At 70.6% G+C, this 16,749-nt stretch carries 16 protein-coding genes; 9 read left to right on the forward strand and 7 right to left on the reverse strand.

The window, feature by feature from the left end; genetic code table 11:
- Window positions 1-48 precede the first annotated feature (48 nt).
- From JIX55_RS22105 to galU, 5 genes are all read right to left on the reverse strand, one after another.
- A complete protein-coding gene (locus tag JIX55_RS22105) occupies window positions 49-681 on the reverse strand; it encodes a GNAT family N-acetyltransferase (protein ID WP_257565032.1) in 633 nt (210 codons plus the stop codon).
- Between the two features lie 26 nt (window positions 682-707).
- Window positions 708-1,253 (reverse strand): MogA/MoaB family molybdenum cofactor biosynthesis protein, encoded by a 546-nt coding sequence (locus tag JIX55_RS22110; RefSeq protein WP_257565033.1) that lies wholly within the window; start codon window positions 1,251-1,253, stop codon window positions 708-710.
- A complete protein-coding gene (gene moaC, locus JIX55_RS22115) occupies window positions 1,250-1,732 on the reverse strand; it encodes a cyclic pyranopterin monophosphate synthase MoaC (RefSeq protein ID WP_257565034.1) in 483 nt (160 codons plus the stop codon). Before moaC ends, JIX55_RS22110 begins: the two co-directional genes overlap by 4 nt.
- A gap of 84 nt (window positions 1,733-1,816) precedes the next feature.
- Window positions 1,817-3,139: a molybdotransferase-like divisome protein Glp gene (glp, locus tag JIX55_RS22120; RefSeq protein WP_257565035.1), complete on the reverse strand. Its 1,323-nt coding sequence runs from the start codon at window positions 3,137-3,139 to the stop codon at window positions 1,817-1,819.
- A gap of 5 nt (window positions 3,140-3,144) precedes the next feature.
- Window positions 3,145-4,047 carry a UTP--glucose-1-phosphate uridylyltransferase GalU gene (gene galU, locus JIX55_RS22125; RefSeq protein ID WP_257565036.1) on the reverse strand — a complete coding sequence of 301 codons (903 nt, stop codon included), beginning with the start codon at window positions 4,045-4,047 and terminating at the stop codon, window positions 3,145-3,147.
- Window positions 4,048-4,150: 103 nt separating this feature from the next.
- Here galU and JIX55_RS22130 point away from each other — a divergent pair, with 103 nt between their 5' ends.
- Entirely contained in the window at window positions 4,151-4,759 is a 609-nt protein-coding gene (locus JIX55_RS22130) for a 5-formyltetrahydrofolate cyclo-ligase (protein ID WP_257569434.1), read from the forward strand.
- Between the two features lie 61 nt (window positions 4,760-4,820).
- Here JIX55_RS22130 and JIX55_RS22135 read toward each other — a convergent pair whose 3' ends face one another.
- On the reverse strand, window positions 4,821-7,595 hold the full coding sequence (locus JIX55_RS22135) for a penicillin acylase family protein (RefSeq protein ID WP_257565037.1): 2,775 nt from the start codon (window positions 7,593-7,595) through the stop codon (window positions 4,821-4,823).
- 233 nt (window positions 7,596-7,828) lie between these two features.
- Between JIX55_RS22135 and JIX55_RS22140 the strand changes: the two genes are divergently transcribed.
- The 6 genes from JIX55_RS22140 to mscL all read left to right on the forward strand — a co-directional run bounded on the left by JIX55_RS22140 (window position 7,829) and on the right by mscL (window position 13,919).
- Window positions 7,829-9,430 (forward strand): potassium/proton antiporter, encoded by a 1,602-nt coding sequence (locus JIX55_RS22140; RefSeq protein WP_257565038.1) that lies wholly within the window; start codon window positions 7,829-7,831, stop codon window positions 9,428-9,430.
- 274 nt (window positions 9,431-9,704) lie between these two features.
- Window positions 9,705-10,994 (forward strand): MFS transporter, encoded by a 1,290-nt coding sequence (locus tag JIX55_RS22145; protein WP_257565039.1) that lies wholly within the window; start codon window positions 9,705-9,707, stop codon window positions 10,992-10,994.
- Window positions 10,995-11,064: 70 nt separating this feature from the next.
- Window positions 11,065-11,403, forward strand: coding sequence for an FmdB family zinc ribbon protein (locus JIX55_RS22150; RefSeq protein WP_257565040.1), 339 nt, complete (start codon window positions 11,065-11,067; stop codon window positions 11,401-11,403).
- Window positions 11,404-11,482: 79 nt separating this feature from the next.
- A complete protein-coding gene (locus JIX55_RS22155) occupies window positions 11,483-12,508 on the forward strand; it encodes an S-methyl-5'-thioadenosine phosphorylase (protein WP_257565041.1) in 1,026 nt (341 codons plus the stop codon).
- Between the two features lie 172 nt (window positions 12,509-12,680).
- A complete protein-coding gene (locus JIX55_RS22160; RefSeq protein WP_257565042.1) occupies window positions 12,681-13,286 on the forward strand; it encodes a hypothetical protein in 606 nt (201 codons plus the stop codon).
- A gap of 156 nt (window positions 13,287-13,442) precedes the next feature.
- Window positions 13,443-13,919, forward strand: coding sequence for a large conductance mechanosensitive channel protein MscL (mscL, locus tag JIX55_RS22165; protein WP_257565043.1), 477 nt, complete (start codon window positions 13,443-13,445; stop codon window positions 13,917-13,919).
- An 88-nt stretch (window positions 13,920-14,007) separates the two neighbouring features.
- On the opposite strand, the gene JIX55_RS22170 is transcribed toward mscL, so the two are convergent.
- Window positions 14,008-14,190, reverse strand: coding sequence for a hypothetical protein (locus tag JIX55_RS22170; protein WP_257565044.1), 183 nt, complete (start codon window positions 14,188-14,190; stop codon window positions 14,008-14,010).
- A 163-nt stretch (window positions 14,191-14,353) separates the two neighbouring features.
- Between JIX55_RS22170 and JIX55_RS22175 the strand changes: the two genes are divergently transcribed.
- Both JIX55_RS22175 and JIX55_RS22180 read left to right on the forward strand, forming a co-directional pair.
- Entirely contained in the window at window positions 14,354-15,676 is a 1,323-nt protein-coding gene (locus JIX55_RS22175; protein ID WP_257565045.1) for a low temperature requirement protein A, read from the forward strand.
- Window positions 15,666-16,709 (forward strand): P1 family peptidase, encoded by a 1,044-nt coding sequence (locus JIX55_RS22180; RefSeq protein WP_257565046.1) that lies wholly within the window; start codon window positions 15,666-15,668, stop codon window positions 16,707-16,709. Before JIX55_RS22175 ends, JIX55_RS22180 begins: the two co-directional genes overlap by 11 nt.
- Window positions 16,710-16,749 lie beyond the last annotated feature (40 nt).

Raw genomic sequence — 16,749 nt, forward strand, 5'->3', positions numbered from 1 at the left:
CGTTCAACTCGATCGCCGACCGGACATTTATTCGAACATGCATTGCATTTATTGGGACTGTCCGGGCTTGCCCGCGTCGGAGCCCGCGTTCCGGGCGTCCCGCGCCCGTTCCCGCTGCCAGCGGCCGAGCAGGCCTTCCGGAACCTCTTCGGCGGTGAGCGCGAAGACGAGATGGTCGCGCCAGGCGCCGTCGATGTGAAGATATCGTGGACGAAGGCCTTCCTCGCGGAATCCGAGTTTCTCCACGACCCGTCTGCTGGGCCGATTCTCGGGGCGAATACAGACCTCGATGCGGTGCAGTCCGACGGTCCGGAAGCAGTGGTCCACGACGAGCGCCACCGCCGTCGGCATCACGCCCCGCCCGGCGACCGACTCGTCGACCCAGTAGCCGACATGTCCGGAGCACATCGAGCCCCAGGTGATCCCGGCGACCGTCAACTGCCCGACGAGGCGCCCCTGGTACTCGATCACGAACGGCAGCATCCGGCCCGCGTTCGCCTCCGCCCGCAGATGACGGACCATCTGACGGTACGTCGGCCGGTGCGCGATCGGCCCGCTGGGCGTGGGCGGCGGAATGGTCGCCTCCCAGGGCCGCAGCCAGTCCCGGTTGCGCCGGTTGACCTCGCGCCAGGCCCGCTGGTCGCGCATCCTTATGGGCCGGAGGACGACATCGCCGTCCACCAGCGCTACGGGCCAGGATGGGCTGTTCAGCTCGCACCCCCCTGGCTGGATCTGGAGTGGTCCCCGCCGCGGATCTGGTCGACGGCGTGGGTGAGAAGGGGTTCCAGTACGGCCAGGCCGTCCCGTACGCCGCCGGTGGAGCCCGGCAGGTTGATGATCAGCGTCCGGTCCGCGACTCCGGCGAGGCCCCGGGAGAGAGCCGCCGTCGGTACCTTGTCCCGGCCGTACGCCCTGATCGCCTCGGGGATGCCCGGCACCTCGTGGTCGAGGACCGCGCGGGTCGCCTCGGGGGTGCGGTCGGTGGGCGAGATCCCGGTTCCGCCGGTCGTCACGATCACGTCGTACCCGGCGTCGACGCCCGCCCTGAGGGCCGCCTCCACGGGGTCCCCGTCGGGCACGACCTGGGGGCCCTCGACGGTGAAACCGAACGCCGTGAGCCCCTCCGCGATCAGGGGCCCGCCCCGGTCCTCGTAGATCCCGGCGGCGGCGCGGTTGGAGGCGGTCACGACCAGCGCGCGGTACGGCCTGGCGGGCGTGGCCCGGGGTGTCGGGTCGTGCGGGGTGGCGGTCATGCCCGGCTCCAGTCGCCCGACTTGCCGCCCGTCTTCTCCTCGACGCGTACGTCCGTGATGACCGCGCCCTTGTCGACCGCCTTGACCATGTCGATCACGGTGAGGGCGGCGACGGTGACCGCGGTGAGGGCCTCCATCTCGACGCCCGTACGGTCCGTGGTCTTCACGGTGGCGAGGATCTCGACGGCGTCGTCCGCGACCGACAGATCGACCTTGACGCCCGACACCGACAGCGGATGGCAGAGCGGGATGAGGTCGGGGGTGCGTTTGGCGCCCATGATGCCGGCGATACGCGCGGTGGCGAGGGCGTCACCCTTGGGCACCCCCTCGCCCCGGAGCAGTTCGACCACCTTGGGTGAGACCAGGACCCGGCCGCTGGCGCGGGCGGTGCGCGCGGTCACGTCCTTCCCGGAGACGTCGACCATACGAGCGGCGCCCGCCTCGTCGATGTGGGTCAGTCGGTCCTGCGGCGTACTCATGGTGGTGTGGCGCTCCCGGTCGGGGCCCGTCGCGGTGCGGCGTGCGGCCTGTTGTGCGCGACACGGTACGCCACCCTCGAGGGTTCAGCCGAGCAGGACTACCTCGACCTCCGCGCCGGGCTCGACCGACTCGGCGTCCTCGGGGATCACGATCAGCGCGTCGGCGTGCGCGAGAGCCGCGACGAGGTGCGACCCGGCGCCCCCCACAGGGGTGACCTGGCCGTCGGCGTACGTCCCGCGCAGGTACTGCCGGCGCCCGGCGGGCGAGGTCAGCGCCTTGGGTGCCTGGAGGGTCGCCGTGGTCGTCGGCCGGTGGACGTCCTCCAGGCCCATCAGGGTGCGGATGGCGGGCCGGACGAAGAGTTCGAAGGAGACGTACGACGACACCGGGTTGCCGGGGAGTGCCAGCAGTGGGGTGTGGTCGGGGCCGATGGTGCCGAAGCCCTGGGGCTTGCCGGGCTGCATGGCGAGCTTGCGGAAGTCGATGCCGGTGCCCTCCTCGTCCTCGTCGCCGACGGACTCCAGGGCCTCCTTGACGACGTCGTACGCCCCCACGCTGACCCCGCCGGTGGTGACCATCAGGTCGGCGCGGACGAGCTGGTCCTCGATGGTGGAGCGGAGGGTCTCGGCGTCGTCGGCGACGGCGCCCACGCGGTAGGCGATCGCGCCCGCGTCCCGGGCGGCGGCCGTCAGCGCGAAGCTGTTGGAGTCGTAGATCTGGCCGGTGGCCAGCGGCTCGCCCGGCGGGATCAGTTCGCTGCCGGTGGAGAGCACCACCACGCGCGGGCGCGGGCGCACGCGTACGGTCGCCCTGCCGATGGCGGCGAGGAGGCCGAGCTGCGGCGGGCCGAGGATCGTGCCGGCGGCGAGGGCGCGGTCGCCGGCCCGTACGTCGCTTCCCTTCGCGCGCACGTGCGCGCGGGCCTCGGCGGCGCGGTGCACGGCGACCTGGCCGGTGGCGTCCTCGGGGCGGGCGCTGCGGGCGCGCATCCCGGAGACGGGTCCCTCGCCGAGGCCGCCGTCGGTCCACTCCACCGGGACGACCGTCTCCGCGCCGGGCGGCAGCGGGGCACCGGTCATGATGCGGGCGGCTTCGCCGGGGCCCACTCGGGGCTGCTCGGCCTGGCCCGCCGCCACGTCCCCGATCACCGTGAGCACGGCCGGGAACTCCTCGCTCGCGCCCGCGATGTCCGCGACCCGCACCGCGTACCCGTCCATCGAGCTGTTGTCGAAGGGCGGCAGTGACACCGGCACCGTGACGTCCTCGACCAGGACACAGCCCTGGGCGTCGAGAAGCTGCAGCTCGATGGGTTCCAGGGGGCGGACGGTGGCGAGGATGTCCTCCAGGTGTTCGGTCACCGACCAGAGGTGGTCCCGGCCGGTGGTGCGGGTCGCGGCGGTGCTCAAAGTGGCTACATCTCCTCGGCTACGTAACTGCGAAGCCAGGTCCGGAAGTCCGGGCCCAGGTCTTCACGTTCGCACGCGAGTCTGACAATGGCACGCAGGTAGTCGCCACGGTCTCCGGTGTCATAGCGGCGGCCCTTGAAGACGACGCCGTGCACGGGGCCACCGATCTTCTCGTCCGCGGCGAGCTGCTGGAGGGCGTCGGTGATCTGGATCTCGCCGCCGCGGCCCGGCTCGGTCTTGCGCAGGATGCCGAAGATGCTCGGGTCGAGGACGTAGCGGCCGATGACCGCGTAGCTCGACGGGGCGTCGGCCGGGTCCGGCTTCTCGACCAGGTCGGTGACCTTCACCACGTCGGTGTCGTCGGTGGGTTCCACGGCCGCGCAGCCGTAGAGGTGGATCTGCTCGGGGGCGACCTCCATGAGCGCGATGACGCTGCCGCCGTGCTCCTCCTGGATCTCGATCATGCGCTTCAGGAGGGGGTCGCGCGGGTCGATCAGGTCGTCGCCGAGGAGGACCGCGAAGGGCTCGTCGCCCACGTGCGGGGCTGCGCACAGGACGGCGTGGCCGAGGCCCTTGGGGTCGCCCTGGCGGACGTAGTGCATGGTCGCGAGGTCGCTGGACTCCTGGACCTTGGCGAGCCGGCCGGCGTCGCCCTTCTTCTGGAGGGCGGATTCCAGCTCGTAGTTCCGGTCGAAGTGGTCCTCAAGGGGGCGCTTGTTGCGGCCGGTGATCATCAGGACGTCGTCGAGCCCCGCTGATGCGGCCTCTTCGACCACGTACTGGATCGCCGGCTTGTCCACGACCGGCAGCATCTCCTTGGGAGTCGCTTTGGTGGCCGGCAGGAACCGGGTCCCTAGACCCGCCGCGGGGATGACAGCCTTGCTGATCCTGGGGTTCGCCTCACTCATGCGCCGAACCCTATCCGGTGCCTTTGTGTGGAATCTGTGGCTCCGATGAATTCGCTCTCATATGAGCTGATTACGAATAGTACTGGAGCAACCTGTGAGCCTGATGGGACCCGAACCGGAGCTTTCCAAACGAATGTTGCGCCGAGAGCTCCTCCTGGTGAGGAACGGGTTGACGCCGGATGACGTCCGGAAAACGACGGGCGCTCTTGCCGACCGGGCCCTCGATCTGCCCGAGCTGGCGCACGCGCGCACGGTCGCGGCGTACGTCTCCATGGGGAGCGAGCCCGGCACCCTCGCGCTCCTCGACGCGCTGCGCGCGCGGGGCGTGCGCGTCCTGCTGCCGATCCTGCTCCCCGACAACGACCTGGACTGGGGCGCCTACGAGGGGGAGGCCTCCCTCGCGCGCGTGCGGCACGGCGGCGGCCGCATGACCCTCCTCGAACCCGCCGGCGACCGACTCGGGCCGGACGCCGTGACCACCGCGGACGCCGTCCTGCTCCCGGGCCTGGCGGTCGACACACGCGGGATGCGCCTCGGGAGGGGCGGCGGCTCGTACGACCGCGTCCTGGCCCGCCTGGAACGCGCGGGCGCGGATCCGGCGCTGGTGGTGCTGCTGTACGACACGGAGGTGGTCGACCGGGTACCGGAGGAGGAACACGACCGCCCGGTGCACGCGGTGGTGACCCCGTCGGGGGTACGACGGTTCCGGTGATCCGGACGAGAAAGCGGCCTCCACGCGTGCGTGGAGGCCGCTTTCCGTGCTCAGGCGGGGGTCACGGTTTCAACAGAAGCGTGTCGCTCGTGTTGCTCTCGACCGCCTTGTCCGAGAACGACCACGTCAGCAGCTCGCCCTTGGCCCACTTGTCGGTCTGGTCGGTGTAGTGGGCGTTGTACGCGTGCCCGGAGGCGCCGGTGAGGTTGATCCACTTGGACTTGTCGAGGTCCCCGAGGTTCACCACCATGCGCATCGAGGGCACCCAGACGACCTCGTAGCCGCCCGCCGAGTTCCAGCCGGTGGCGTTGACCGTGGCCTCGCCGCCGCCGAGCTTCCAGGGGCCGCGGTTGAGCATGTACTGAAGGAAACCGGGGCCCTCGGTGCCGAGGGTCTGGTTCTTCAGGAACAGGCGGTGCAGCCGGCCCCAGCTCCAGGTGTCGATGTCCTTGCCGAGCTTGGCGGTCAGCTCCCAACGGGCGTCCCGCATGGCCCGCTTGAACAGCTCGTCACGGGTGTCGACGGCGCCCTGGGTACGCGTCTTCGGCGTGGACCACCAGTCGTTGTCCTCGTCACCGATGATCCGGCGGACCACCTCGAACCAGCGGTCGCCGCCGTCCGGCTGCGCCTGGTCCGCGTCGCGCTTGCCGCACTCACGCACCCGCTGGTCCTCGTCGGCGGGCCCGGTGGTGTCGACCGGCTCGACCGACAGGCACTGGCCCTCGACGCGCAGTTCCTTGGGGAGCTTGTCGCCGAAGGCGAGCTTGAGGATGTTGCGCCAGACCGAGTTGAAGTACGCGGCGGCCGCCGAGTCGGCGTCCTGCGTGTAGTCCCAGCCCTCCAGGAGCTTCTGCGCCTGGCGGACTTCCTTGTCCTTGACGTCGATCTTGAGCAGCAGCGGCACCAGCAGCTTGGCGATCTCACTGCTGTTGTCCATCTGCATCTGCCGCATGTCGTCGGTGGAGATCTTGCCGCCACCCTTGATCTTCGACTCGATGAGGCTGGTGATCCGCTGCGCGCGCGTGCCGTAGCCCCAGTCCGCGGTGAGCGTGTACGGGTACTTCTCGTCGACGACGGCCTGGTTCGCGGTGACGATGTAGCCGCGCTCCGGGTTGTACTCGTACGGCAGTTCGTCCTGGTCGATGTAGCCGGTCCAGCGGTACTTGGTGTCCCAGCCCGGCGCGGGCACCGAGCCGTCACCCTCCCCGCGGGTGGGAATCCTGCCGGGCAGCTGGTAGCCGATGTTGCCCTCGGTGTCGGCGTAGATCAGGTTCTGCGAGGGGACGTCGAACAGGGCGGCGGCCTCGCGGAAGTCCTCCCAGTTCGCGGCCCGGTTCATCGCGAAGACGGCGTCCATGGAGGTGCCGGGGTCGAGCGCGGTCCAGCGCAGGGCGATGCCGTAGCCGTCGCCGCGGTCGGGGGCGTTCTGGTCGACGGAGGCCTTCTTGCCGACCTGGACGAGTTCGTCGTTGCGGTCGGAGAGCAGGGGGCCGTTGTTGGTGGTGCGGACGACGATCTTCTTGGACGTGCCGCCGGCGACCTCGATGGTCTCCTCGCGGGTGTCGAAGGGCAGCACCTTGCGGCCGTACTCGTAGCCGTCGCCGGTGAGCTTCTCCAGGTAGAGGTCGGTGACGTCGGCGCCGGAGTTGGTCATGCCCCAGGAGATGTCCGCGTTGTGGCCGATTATCACTCCGGGCATGCCCGCGAAGGTGTAGCCGGCCACGTCGTACCGGCACTTCTCGGAGACGGCCTTGCAGTGCAGGCCCATCTGGTACCAGACCGACGGGAGCTGGGCCGACAGGTGCGGGTCGTTGGCGAGGAGCGGCTTGCCGGTGATGGTGTGGTTGCCGGAGACGACCCAGGAGTTGGAGCCGATGCCGTTGCCGTTCACTCCGACGGCCTCGGGCAGGTCCTCCAGGACGTTGTAGAGCCCGTCCAGCTGTGTCTGGAGAGCCCCGGACTCCGTGGAGGTCCCGGCGGTGCCGGCCTCCGCTCCCGTGCCGCTGGTGCCCTGCGTGGAGCCGTCGGTGCTCTGCGTCGACGGGGACCCGTCCGACCAGGTCTTGGTGAGCTCGTCGTACGCGCCCTCCTGCACGATCGTCTCGTTCCGGTCGTACGGGTACTGCGGGTACAGGTCGGCGATCTGCTTGGGGCCGAGGCGGCTGGTCATCAGGGCCCGGTCGATCTCGTCCTGCATGTTGCCGCGCAGGTCCCAGGCCATCGCCTTCAGCCAGGCGATCGAGTCGACCGGGGTCCACTCCTCGGGCTCGTAGTCGTTGGAGAAGCCGAGGGCCGCGTACTCCAGGGAGATCTCCTCGCCGTCCTTGCCGGCGAGGTAGGCGTTGACCCCCTTGGCGTATGCGTCGAGGTACTTCTTCGTCTCCGCCGAGAGCGTCTTCTCGTACTCCTCCTCGGCGATCCGGTGCCAGCCGAGGGTACGCAGGAACTCGTCGTTGTCGACCTGGCCCTCGCCGAACATCTCCGAGAGGCGGCCGGCCGTCATATGGCGGCGCACGTCCATCTCGTAGAACCGGTCCTGCGCCTGGACGTAGCCCTGCGCCATGAACAGGTCCTCGTCGGAGGAGGCGTAGATCTGCGGGATCCCGTAGTCGTCGCGCTTGACGTCGACCGGTCCGGACAGGCCGTCCAGGGTTATCGAGCCCTTGGTCTGCGGGAAGGAGCCACGCACGGTGGAGATGGACCAGAACGCCCCGTAGCCGACGCCACCGATGATGGCCAGTACCAGGACGATCAGAAGAAGACGGACTTTGCGCCCCTTCTTCCTGCCGGACTTGCCGGACTGCTGGCCGGAGGAGGCGGTGGTGTCGGTGGGCATCGCTGTCCTTGCTGTCCTAACACGAGCGGCAGGTCGGGCTGTGCTTTGTACTGAACGCTGGAGCAACCATAGGCGCAGGGCCCGACGCGACTTGACGCGGAGTCGGGAACTGGCCCGGACGGCTGTTCGATCTTGCCCTCGAGATCGTCAAGAAATCGTCAAGAGTTAGGTAAGGTAACGAAGTACTTGCACTGACGTAACCGCAACAACACGGTTTCCGTGATCGGCTTCGCATGCCCACACGCGCGCGTTCCCGCATCCAGTGCTCGGCATCCCCACACTCGGAACCACGTGCGGTTCGGCGAGAAAGGTTCGGCCCTCTGACTGTCCACGACCTCAACCAGCTCCTGCTCGTCTGCTCACTCGTCCTGCTAGTCGCGGTCGCGGCGGTCCGGATCTCGTCGCGCAGCGGGCTCCCCAGCCTGCTCGTCTACCTGGGCATCGGCATCGCCATGGGCCAGGACGGCATCGGCGACATCCACTTCAACAACGCCGAACTGACCCAGGTCATCGGCTACGCGGCCCTCGTCGTGATCCTGGCGGAGGGCGGCCTCGGCACGAAGTGGAAGGAGATCAAGCCGGCCCTGCCGGCCGCCAGCTCACTGGCGCTGGTCGGAGTCGCGGTGAGCGTCGGCGTCACGGCAGCGGGCGCGCACTACCTGATCGGGCTGGAGTGGCGGCAGTCGCTCATCATCGGCGCTGTCGTGTCCTCCACGGACGCGGCGGCCGTCTTCTCCGTGCTGCGCAAAATCCCCCTCCCCGCGCGCGTGACGGGCACCCTGGAGGCCGAGTCCGGCTTCAACGACGCCCCCGTGGTCATCCTCGTCGCCGCGCTCTCCATGGCCGGACCGGTCGAGCATTGGTACGTCCTGATCGGCGAGATAGCTCTGGAGCTGGCGATCGGCGCCGCCATCGGTCTCGCGGTGGGCTGGCTGGGCTCCTGGGGCCTGAGGCACATCGCGCTGCCCGCCTCCGGCCTCTACCCGATCGCCGTCATGGCCATCGCCGTCACCGCGTACGCGGCCGGCGCCCTGGCCCACGGCAGCGGATTCCTCGCCGTCTACCTGGCCTCCATGGTCCTCGGCAACGCCAAGCTGCCGCACTGGCCGGCCACGCGCGGCTTCGCCGAGGGGGTCGGCTGGATCGCCCAGATCGGCATGTTCGTCCTGCTCGGCCTGCTGGTCACCCCACACGAGATGGGCGACGACATCTGGCCCGCGCTCGTCATAGGGCTCGTGCTGACCATGGTGGCGCGACCGCTCAGCGTCATCGTCGCGCTGACGCCGTTCCGGGTGCCGTGGCGGGAGCAGACGCTGCTGTCGTGGGCCGGGCTGCGCGGCGCCGTGCCCATCATCCTGGCGACGATCCCCATGGTCAGCGGGATCGAAGCCAGCCGCAAGATCTTCAACATCGTCTTCGTCCTGGTCGTGGTCTACACCCTCGTCCAAGGGCCGACGCTGCCCTGGCTGGCCCGGAAGCTGCGCCTGGGCGGCTCCGGCGACGAGGCCGCCGACCTCGGCATCGAATCGGCGCCCCTGGAGCGGCTGCGCGGCCATCTGTTGTCCGTCGCCATCCCCGAGAAATCCCGCATGCACGGCGTCGAGGTCAACGAATTGCGGCTCCCCGCGGGCGCCGCCGTCACCCTCGTCGTCCGCGACGGCATGTCGTTCGTGCCCCTGCCGACCACGGTGCTGCGGCGCGGCGACGAACTGCTCGTCGTCGCCACGGACCCCGTCCGCGACCAGGCGGAACGCCGTCTCAGGGCCGTCGGCCAGGGCGGCAAGCTGGCCGGGTGGCTGGGGACGGGCAACGGGAACGGCGAGGCAGGTCGTTAAGAACATGTTTCACACCGTTCACACCCTCTGGATTCGTGGGTGCGGCCGCACATGGTGCTCATTTTCACAGGTGACTCCGCCGATCCCCCTGTACGATGAAGGCGCACTTGATCGGACCAACTCTGTCTGACGCAGAGCTGGCGCGACCGTATGGCGGCCGAGACGCCCCTCACCGTGGGCCCGGCATCTACCGCAGTAGCGCAAGAGGACAGCTCTCGGCGCACGATCCCCGTGAACCGGGGGCCGCGCTACCAGGCGGCGGAAAGGCACGGCCGTGGCGTCCACGGTCACCTCGAACCCCTCGAACACCTCGAAGGCGTCCCGCCCGGGCTACGGGCAGCTTCTGCGTACCCGTGGCGCGTGGACGTTCCTCCTCCCCGGCTTCGCGGCCCGCCAGCCGTTCGCGATGCTGACCATCTCCATCGTGCTGCTGGTCCAGCACACCACCGGCTCGTACGGGGCGGCCGGCGCCGTCGCCGCCGCGACCGGTGTCGCCATGGCGCTGTTCGCCCCGTACAGCGGCCGTCTCGCCGACCGGCACGGCCAGCGGGCCGTCCTGATCCCCGGCATCCTCGTCCACGGGGTGGCGGGTCTCTCCCTGACGGCGCTGGCGCTCGCGGACGCCCCCTTGTGGGCGCTCTTCGCCGCCGCCGTGCCGACGGGTGCCTCGGTGCCGCAGATCGGCCCCATGGTGCGGGCCCGCTGGGGCGTCAAGCTCCAGGACTCGCCCCTGATGCCCACCGCGGCGGCCTTCGAGTCCGTCACCGACGAGCTGACCTTCGTGCTCGGCCCGCTGGTGGCGACCGCGCTGTGCACCGCCGTGCACCCGGCCGCCGGCCTGCTCACGGAGGCCGCGCTCACGCTGATCGGCGGTCTGCTGTTCGCCGCCCAGCGCGGCACCCAGCCCAGGGTCGTCTCCATGGCGCACGCGCGCGTGAAGCACGTTTCCGCCCTGTCGGTCCCCGGCGTGCGCGTCCTGATCGTCACCTTCCTGGGCATCGGCTCCGTCTTCGGCGGCATGCAGGTCTCGCTCGCCGCCTTCTCCGAGTCGATCGGCGAGCCCGGCCTGAACGGCGTCCTGTACGGCGTCTTCGCGGCCGGCAACATGCTCTCCGGCGTCGTCTGCGGCGCGATCGCGTGGAAGGCGGCCCCTCAGCGGCGCCTGATCGTCGGCTACACGGCCCTCGCGCTGGTGGCCTCCGCCCTGTGGACCGCCGACTCCGTGCTCGTCCTGGCCGCGCTCGGCCTGCTGGTCGGCATGTGCATCGCCCCGGCCCTGATCACCGGCTACACCCTGGTCGACGGCCTCGTACCGGCGGGCGCCCGCACCGAGGCCTTCACCTGGCTCACCGGCGCCGTCGCCCTCGGCCAGGCCGCCGCCGTCATGGCCGCCGGACAGCTGGAGGACCGGCTGTCGACGGGCGCCGGATTCCTGGTCCCGATGGCGGGTACGGCACTGGCGCTGGCGACCCTGCTGGCGCTCCGTGCACGGCTGGCGACCAGGCCCCGGAGCCGTACCGTCGCGCGTGTCGTCGGTCACCGAGTGCCGGTGACAGTGGACTGAACCCCTGGGAATAGGTCAGTATGGATCGTCGTTAGCACTCATCGAGTGAGAGTGCCAGGAGGAAGAACCAGTGCCGACGTACCAGTACCAGTGCACCGAATGCGGTGAGGGCCTCGAAGCGGTGCAGAAGTTCACCGACGACGCCCTGACCGAGTGCCCCAGCTGCAACGGCCGCCTCAAGAAGGTGTTCTCCGCGGTCGGCATCGTCTTCAAGGGCTCCGGTTTCTACCGGAACGACAGCCGCGGCTCCTCGTCGAGCAGCAGCCCGGCGTCGAAGTCGCCCTCGTCCACGTCGGACTCCAAGTCCTCGTCGGACGCGAAGTCCTCGTCCACGTCGTCTTCGTCGTCCTCCGACTCGAAGTCGTCGTCCTCGGGCTCTTCCTCCACCAGCAGCACCTCGGCCGCTTAGCACCTCCGGTCCGGGACCCTGCCGTCGTACGACGACCGGCGGGGTCTTCGGCGTTTCCGGGCCCGGTTAAGGTGCGGGCATGGCGAACACGGAGCACGTGGGGAACGGGGCGGGTCCGGTGGGTGGGGCGGCGAGTCCGGCGAGCCCGGCGACAGAGATGGCCGGAGCGGCAGGCTTGGCCGAGGCGACCGGAGCGGGCGGGGCTGCCGAGCCGGCCAGGACGTCCGGAGTCGAGGTGGCCGGGGCGTCCGAGGCTGTCGGCACGTCGGAGACAGGCCTGGCGGAGATCGGTGTCATCGGAGGCTCGGGGTTCTACTCCTTCCTCGACGACGTGACCGAGATACAGGTCGACACCCCCTACGGGCCGCCCAGCGACTCCCTCTTCCTCGGCGAGATCGCCGGCCGCCGGGTCGCCTTCCTGCCCCGCCACGGCCGTGGCCACCACCTGCCGCCGCACCGCATCAACTACCGCGCCAACCTGTGGGCCCTGCGTTCCGTCGGGGCCCACCAGGTGCTCGGCCCGTGCGCGGTGGGCGGCCTGCGGCCGGAGTACGGACCGGGCACACTGCTCGTCCCGGACCAACTGGTGGACCGCACGAAGTCCCGCACCCAGACCTACTTCGACGGCCTCCCGCTGCCCGGCGGCGCCGTCCCCAACGTCGTCCATGTCTCGCTCGCCGATCCCTACTGCCCCGTCGGCCGCAAGGCGGCCCTCGAAGCGGCGCACGGGCGCGACTGGGAACCGGTGGACGGCGGCACCCTCGTCGTGATCGAAGGCCCACGTTTCTCCACCCGCGCCGAGTCCGTGTGGCACCAGGCCCAGGGCTGGTCCGTGGTCGGCATGACCGGCCACCCCGAGGCGATCCTCGCCCGCGAACTGGAGCTCTGCTACACCTCCCTGACCCTCGTCACCGACCTCGACGCCGGCGCCGAGACCGGTGAGGGCGTCTCCCACGAGGAGGTCCTCCAGGTCTTCGCCGCCAACATCGACCGCCTCCGAGGCGTCCTCTTCGACACGGTGGCCGCGCTACCGCCGAACGGCACGCGGGATTGCCTGTGCTCGAAGGCGCTGGGCGGGATGGATCCGGGGTTCGAGCTGCCGTGACGTGAGAAGAGTGGGGGGGAAGGACGGGTAGGGACGGCGGGGGCGGAACTCCTCGTTCGGGTGGCGGAGTTTTCCACAACCAGTGGGTAATCCACCGGCCCTCACACACGCCGCCGCGAAGCCTCATCGTGGGACCGCAAGCCGATCTCACACAGCAGGTGGTGACCCTCCCATGTCCCGTCCCACATCCCCGTCCTCGCCCTCACCCTCGCCCTGGTCCTCGTCCTCGCCCGGATCCCCATCCGCCCGCCGTCCTTCCTGGGCCGCCGGCCCACCCGGCAGCGACACCCCTCCCACCTGCGAGGTCCCGCACTTCGCCCCACTACGGGTACGCGGCGGGACCCACCGCCTCCGCCGCCTCGCCCGCTGCCGAAGGCGAGCCATGGCCGCGGGCCTGGCGGTGACCGCCGCCGCTCTGTTGGCGACGGGGGCGGGTCCGAGGGAAGCCGAAAGGGTCAGGGGTCACCCCGTGGCCGACCCCGTCCCCGAACGCCCGGCCACCGCCGCCGAGACGGTGACCGCACCGGTACGCATCGCCGACGGCGCGACGGTACGGCTGCTGCGCCCGGGCGACCGCGTCGACGTGATCGCGGCCGAGGAGTCCGCGACGGGCGGCGGCGTCGCCCGGGTCGTCGCACGCGGCGCCCATGTGTCCAAGGTGCCGACCGCGAGCGCCACCGAGAGCGGAGCCCTGGTCGTCCTGACCGTGCCCCGCCCCACGGCGGCCCGGCTGGCCGGCGCGGGCGCCACCTCCCGCCTGGCGGTGACGCTGTGGTGACCCCGGACCCCGGTGCGGGCACTCCCGCCGGCTCATCGAAAACCGGTCCCCACCCGTCAAGTCCCACGATGAAGGGCCCCAGTCGGACACCCGGGTCACGCCCTGCCGTAGGTTGCGGAGTCGTTTGTTCCACAATCAGCGCAGAGAGGCCTCGTGGTGAGCGAGAAGAAGGAGCCGAGCATCTTGGAGGGTTTCAAGGCCTTCCTGATGCGGGGGAACGTCGTCGACCTGGCCGTCGCCGTGGTCATCGGCGCGGCCTTCACCAACATCGTCAACTCGGTGGTGAAGGGGGTCATCAACCCACTGGTGGGGGCGTTCGGCACCAAGGACCTCGACAAGTACAGCTCGTGTCTGAAGGACCCCTGCAAGGTGGCGGCGGACGGCACGGTCAACAGTGGCATCCCGATCATGTGGGGCACGGTCCTGAGCGCCACGCTCAGCTTCGTCATCACCGCGGCCGTCGTCTACTTCCTGATGGTCCTCCCCATGGCCAAGTACCTGGCCCGCCAGGAGGCCCGCAGGAAGGCGAAGGAAGGCACCCACGAGGTCATCGAACTGACCGAGTTGGAGGTGCTCAAGGAGATCCGCGACGCCCTGGTGGCCCAGCGCGGCTCGGGCCACGACCGCGAGTAGCGGCGTTCGAGGCCGTCGGCAGACGGTGTCGACAACTCAAGGTCTTGGGCCGGCGGTGTCAGCGGCTCAAGACCTTCGGCCGGCGGTGTCAGATGTGGTGGGGCGGCTTCTCGTCGAGGAAGCGCTTCAGGTCGGCCGCGCTGTCGCCGCCGTCGCCGGGCCGCTCGCCCCACCCGTGGTCCGTGTCGTCGGACGACGGCCGGGTCAGCGGGTCGTCGAAGACCAGCGCGGCCTTGGGGTCACGCGGTTCGGGGGCGGGAGCGGTACTCATGCCTCCAGAGTACGGCCCCGGGCACGGAGAACCTCCGGCCCCGGGCGCTCCCCCGGCCCGCCCGCACCTTCACCGGGCCTGTCCGCGCACTCCCTCTGTCCACCCCTGCACTTGTGAACACCTGAGCGAGAATTCCACCGGGTTTTCTGCTGTGCTTGGCCCCATGACGTCCAGTTCGCCCTCGCCTCCCCCGGCTCCGGGGCCCACCCCGGGCTCCGCCACGACCGAGGCGGCGGCCTCGCCTCCCGTCTCCCCCGGCGCCGGCCGGCCACCGATGCGCAAGCTCGTCGCGCGGGGGCGTGGGGAGGAGCACCGGGTCGCCTCGCCGCTGGAGCTCTTCTTCGACCTGTGCTTCGTCGTCGCCGTCGCCCAGGCGGGCGTCCAGCTGGTGCACGCCGTCGCGGAGGCGCACGCGGCCGAGGGCATCGTGAACTACGCGATGGTCTTCTTCGCGATCTGGTGGGCCTGGATGAACTTCACCTGGTTCGCCTCGGCGTACGACAACGACGACGTGCCGTACCGGCTGGTGACGCTCGTCCAGATAGCCGGTGTGCTGGTGCTCGCCGCCGGGGTCGCCCGGGCCTTCGAGGACCACGACTGGCTGCTGATCGTGCTCGGTTACGTGATCATGCGGCTGGGGATGACCGCGCAGTGGCTGCGGGCCGCGCGGACCGCGACGGGCGCCGAGCGGGTCATGGCGCTGCGGTACGCGGGTGGCGTGGCACTGTGCCAGATCGGCTGGCTGGGACTGCTGGTCCTGCCGGAGCCGACGAGACCCTGGCTGTTCCTGGTGATGGCGATCGCCGAGCTGTGCGTGCCGGTGTACGCGGAGCAGGGCTTCCAGACGTCCTGGCATCCGCATCACATCGCCGAGCGGTACGGCCTGTTCACCATCATCGTGCTCGGCGAGACGATCCTGGCGGCGACGGTCGCCGTGAAGTCGGCGGTGAGCGAGAACGACGCGCTGGGCGAGTTGCTGCCGATCGCGGTGGGCGGGCTGCTGATCGTGTTCTCGGCGTGGTGGATCTACTTCACCGTTCCCATCCACGGTCATCTGCGCTCCAAAAAGGAGAGTTTCCTGTGGGGTTACGGCCACTACCTGATCTTCGCGTCGGCCGCCGCGATCGGCGCCGGGCTGGAGGTCTCGGTGGAGCAGGCCGTGCACAAGGCGCACATCTCCACGCTGGCCGCGTCCGCCGCGGTGACCCTGCCGACGGCTCTGTTCCTCCTCTCCGTGTGGGCGCTGCACGCCCGCCACCACAAGGTGGGCACGGCCCAGCAGACCGTGCTGCCGCTCGCCGCGCTGGCTGTGATCGTGTGCACGTTCCTGGGCCACTGGGCGGTCCTGGCGGCAGGCATCGTGTCGGCCGTGACGGTCTCGGTCGGGGTGATCCTCGCCGCCCGCGGGCACAGCACCCACGCCACGCACAACGCAACCCCCAACGCCATCGACCACCATGACGCCCATGACGCCCATGACAGTTGACGCTCTGACCGATGTCGCCGGCCTGCGGGTCGGCCACGCCACCCGGACCGGCGAGGGCTGGCTCACCGGTACCACGGTCGTGCTGGCTCCGGAGGGCGGCGCGGTCGCGGCCGTGGATGTGCGCGGGGGCGGGCCCGGCACCAAGGAGACGGACGCGCTCGACCCGCGGAACCTGGTGCAGAAGGTCGAGGCGGTGGTGCTGACCGGCGGCAGCGCGTACGGCCTGGACTCCGCGTCGGGCGTGATGGCCTGGCTGGAGGAGCGCGGACGCGGTGTGCGGGTCGGTCGCGATCCGGCGCACGTGGTGCCGGTCGTCCCGGCCGCCTGCGTCTTCGACCTGGGCCGGGGCGGGGACTTCAAGGCGAGACCGGACGCGGCCACCGGCCGGGCGGCGGTCGAGGCCGCCGCCGCGAGCGGGCTCGGTGCCCGGGTGGCGGAGGGATGCGTGGGTGCCGGAACGGGGGCGACGGTCGGGCTGCTCAAGGGCGGCATCGGCACCGCGAGCACGGTGCTGGACTCGGGGATCACGGTGGCCGCGCTGGTGGTGGCCAACGCGGCGGGATCGGCGATGGATCCGGAGACGGGGGTGTTGTACGGGGAGTTGTTCCAGGGGCGGCGTACGGCGTATCCGGCGCCGGAGGTCCATGAGTTCGCGCGCCGGCGGCTCGGCGAGGCCGCCGCGAAGAGCCCTCCTCCCCCGCTGAACACCACACTGGCCGTCGTGGCCACCGACGCCGATCTGACCCGCGCCCAGGCCCAGAAGCTGGCCGGCACGGCGCACGACGGGATCGCCCGCGCCGTACGCCCCGTGCATCTGCTCAACGACGGGGACACGGTGTTCACCCTGGCGACGGGTGCCCGGCCGCTCCCGCCCCGGGCCGGTCCGCTTGCGCTGAACGAACTCCTCGCGGCGGGCGCGGACTTGGTGACGCGGGCGATCGTACGGGCGGTGCGGGCGGCGGAGTCGGTGGACGGGGCGGGCGGAGTGTGGCCGTCGTACGGAGAGTTGTACGGGGAGGTCCGGGGGATATGAGGCGCCACCGGGGTCGGCAGGTGCAACGCCGGTAGCTCCA

This window comes from Streptomyces sp. DSM 40750 (assembly GCF_024612035.1).
Classification (GTDB): Bacteria; Actinomycetota; Actinomycetes; order Streptomycetales; family Streptomycetaceae; genus Streptomyces.

What these genes read in the sequence shown, in the direction of transcription:
- moaC (WP_257565034.1), bottom strand. Translation starts at nt 1,732, where the DNA reads ATGAGTACGCCGCAGGACCGACTGACCCACATCGACGAGGCGGGCGCC.
- JIX55_RS22110 (WP_257565033.1), bottom strand. Translation starts at nt 1,253, where the DNA reads ATGACCGCCACCCCGCACGACCCGACACCCCGGGCCACGCCCGCCAGG.
- JIX55_RS22175 (WP_257565045.1), top strand. Translation starts at nt 14,354, where the DNA reads ATGACGTCCAGTTCGCCCTCGCCTCCCCCGGCTCCGGGGCCCACCCCG.
- JIX55_RS22160 (WP_257565042.1), top strand. Translation starts at nt 12,681, where the DNA reads ATGTCCCGTCCCACATCCCCGTCCTCGCCCTCACCCTCGCCCTGGTCC.
- JIX55_RS22140 (WP_257565038.1), top strand. Translation starts at nt 7,829, where the DNA reads ATGCCCACACGCGCGCGTTCCCGCATCCAGTGCTCGGCATCCCCACAC.
- galU (WP_257565036.1), bottom strand. Translation starts at nt 4,047, where the DNA reads ATGAGTGAGGCGAACCCCAGGATCAGCAAGGCTGTCATCCCCGCGGCG.
- JIX55_RS22135 (WP_257565037.1), bottom strand. Translation starts at nt 7,595, where the DNA reads ATGCCCACCGACACCACCGCCTCCTCCGGCCAGCAGTCCGGCAAGTCC.
- JIX55_RS22170 (WP_257565044.1), bottom strand. Translation starts at nt 14,190, where the DNA reads ATGAGTACCGCTCCCGCCCCCGAACCGCGTGACCCCAAGGCCGCGCTG.
- JIX55_RS22155 (WP_257565041.1), top strand. Translation starts at nt 11,483, where the DNA reads ATGGCGAACACGGAGCACGTGGGGAACGGGGCGGGTCCGGTGGGTGGG.
- JIX55_RS22180 (WP_257565046.1), top strand. Translation starts at nt 15,666, where the DNA reads ATGACAGTTGACGCTCTGACCGATGTCGCCGGCCTGCGGGTCGGCCAC.
- JIX55_RS22130 (WP_257569434.1), top strand. Translation starts at nt 4,151, where the DNA reads ATGGGACCCGAACCGGAGCTTTCCAAACGAATGTTGCGCCGAGAGCTC.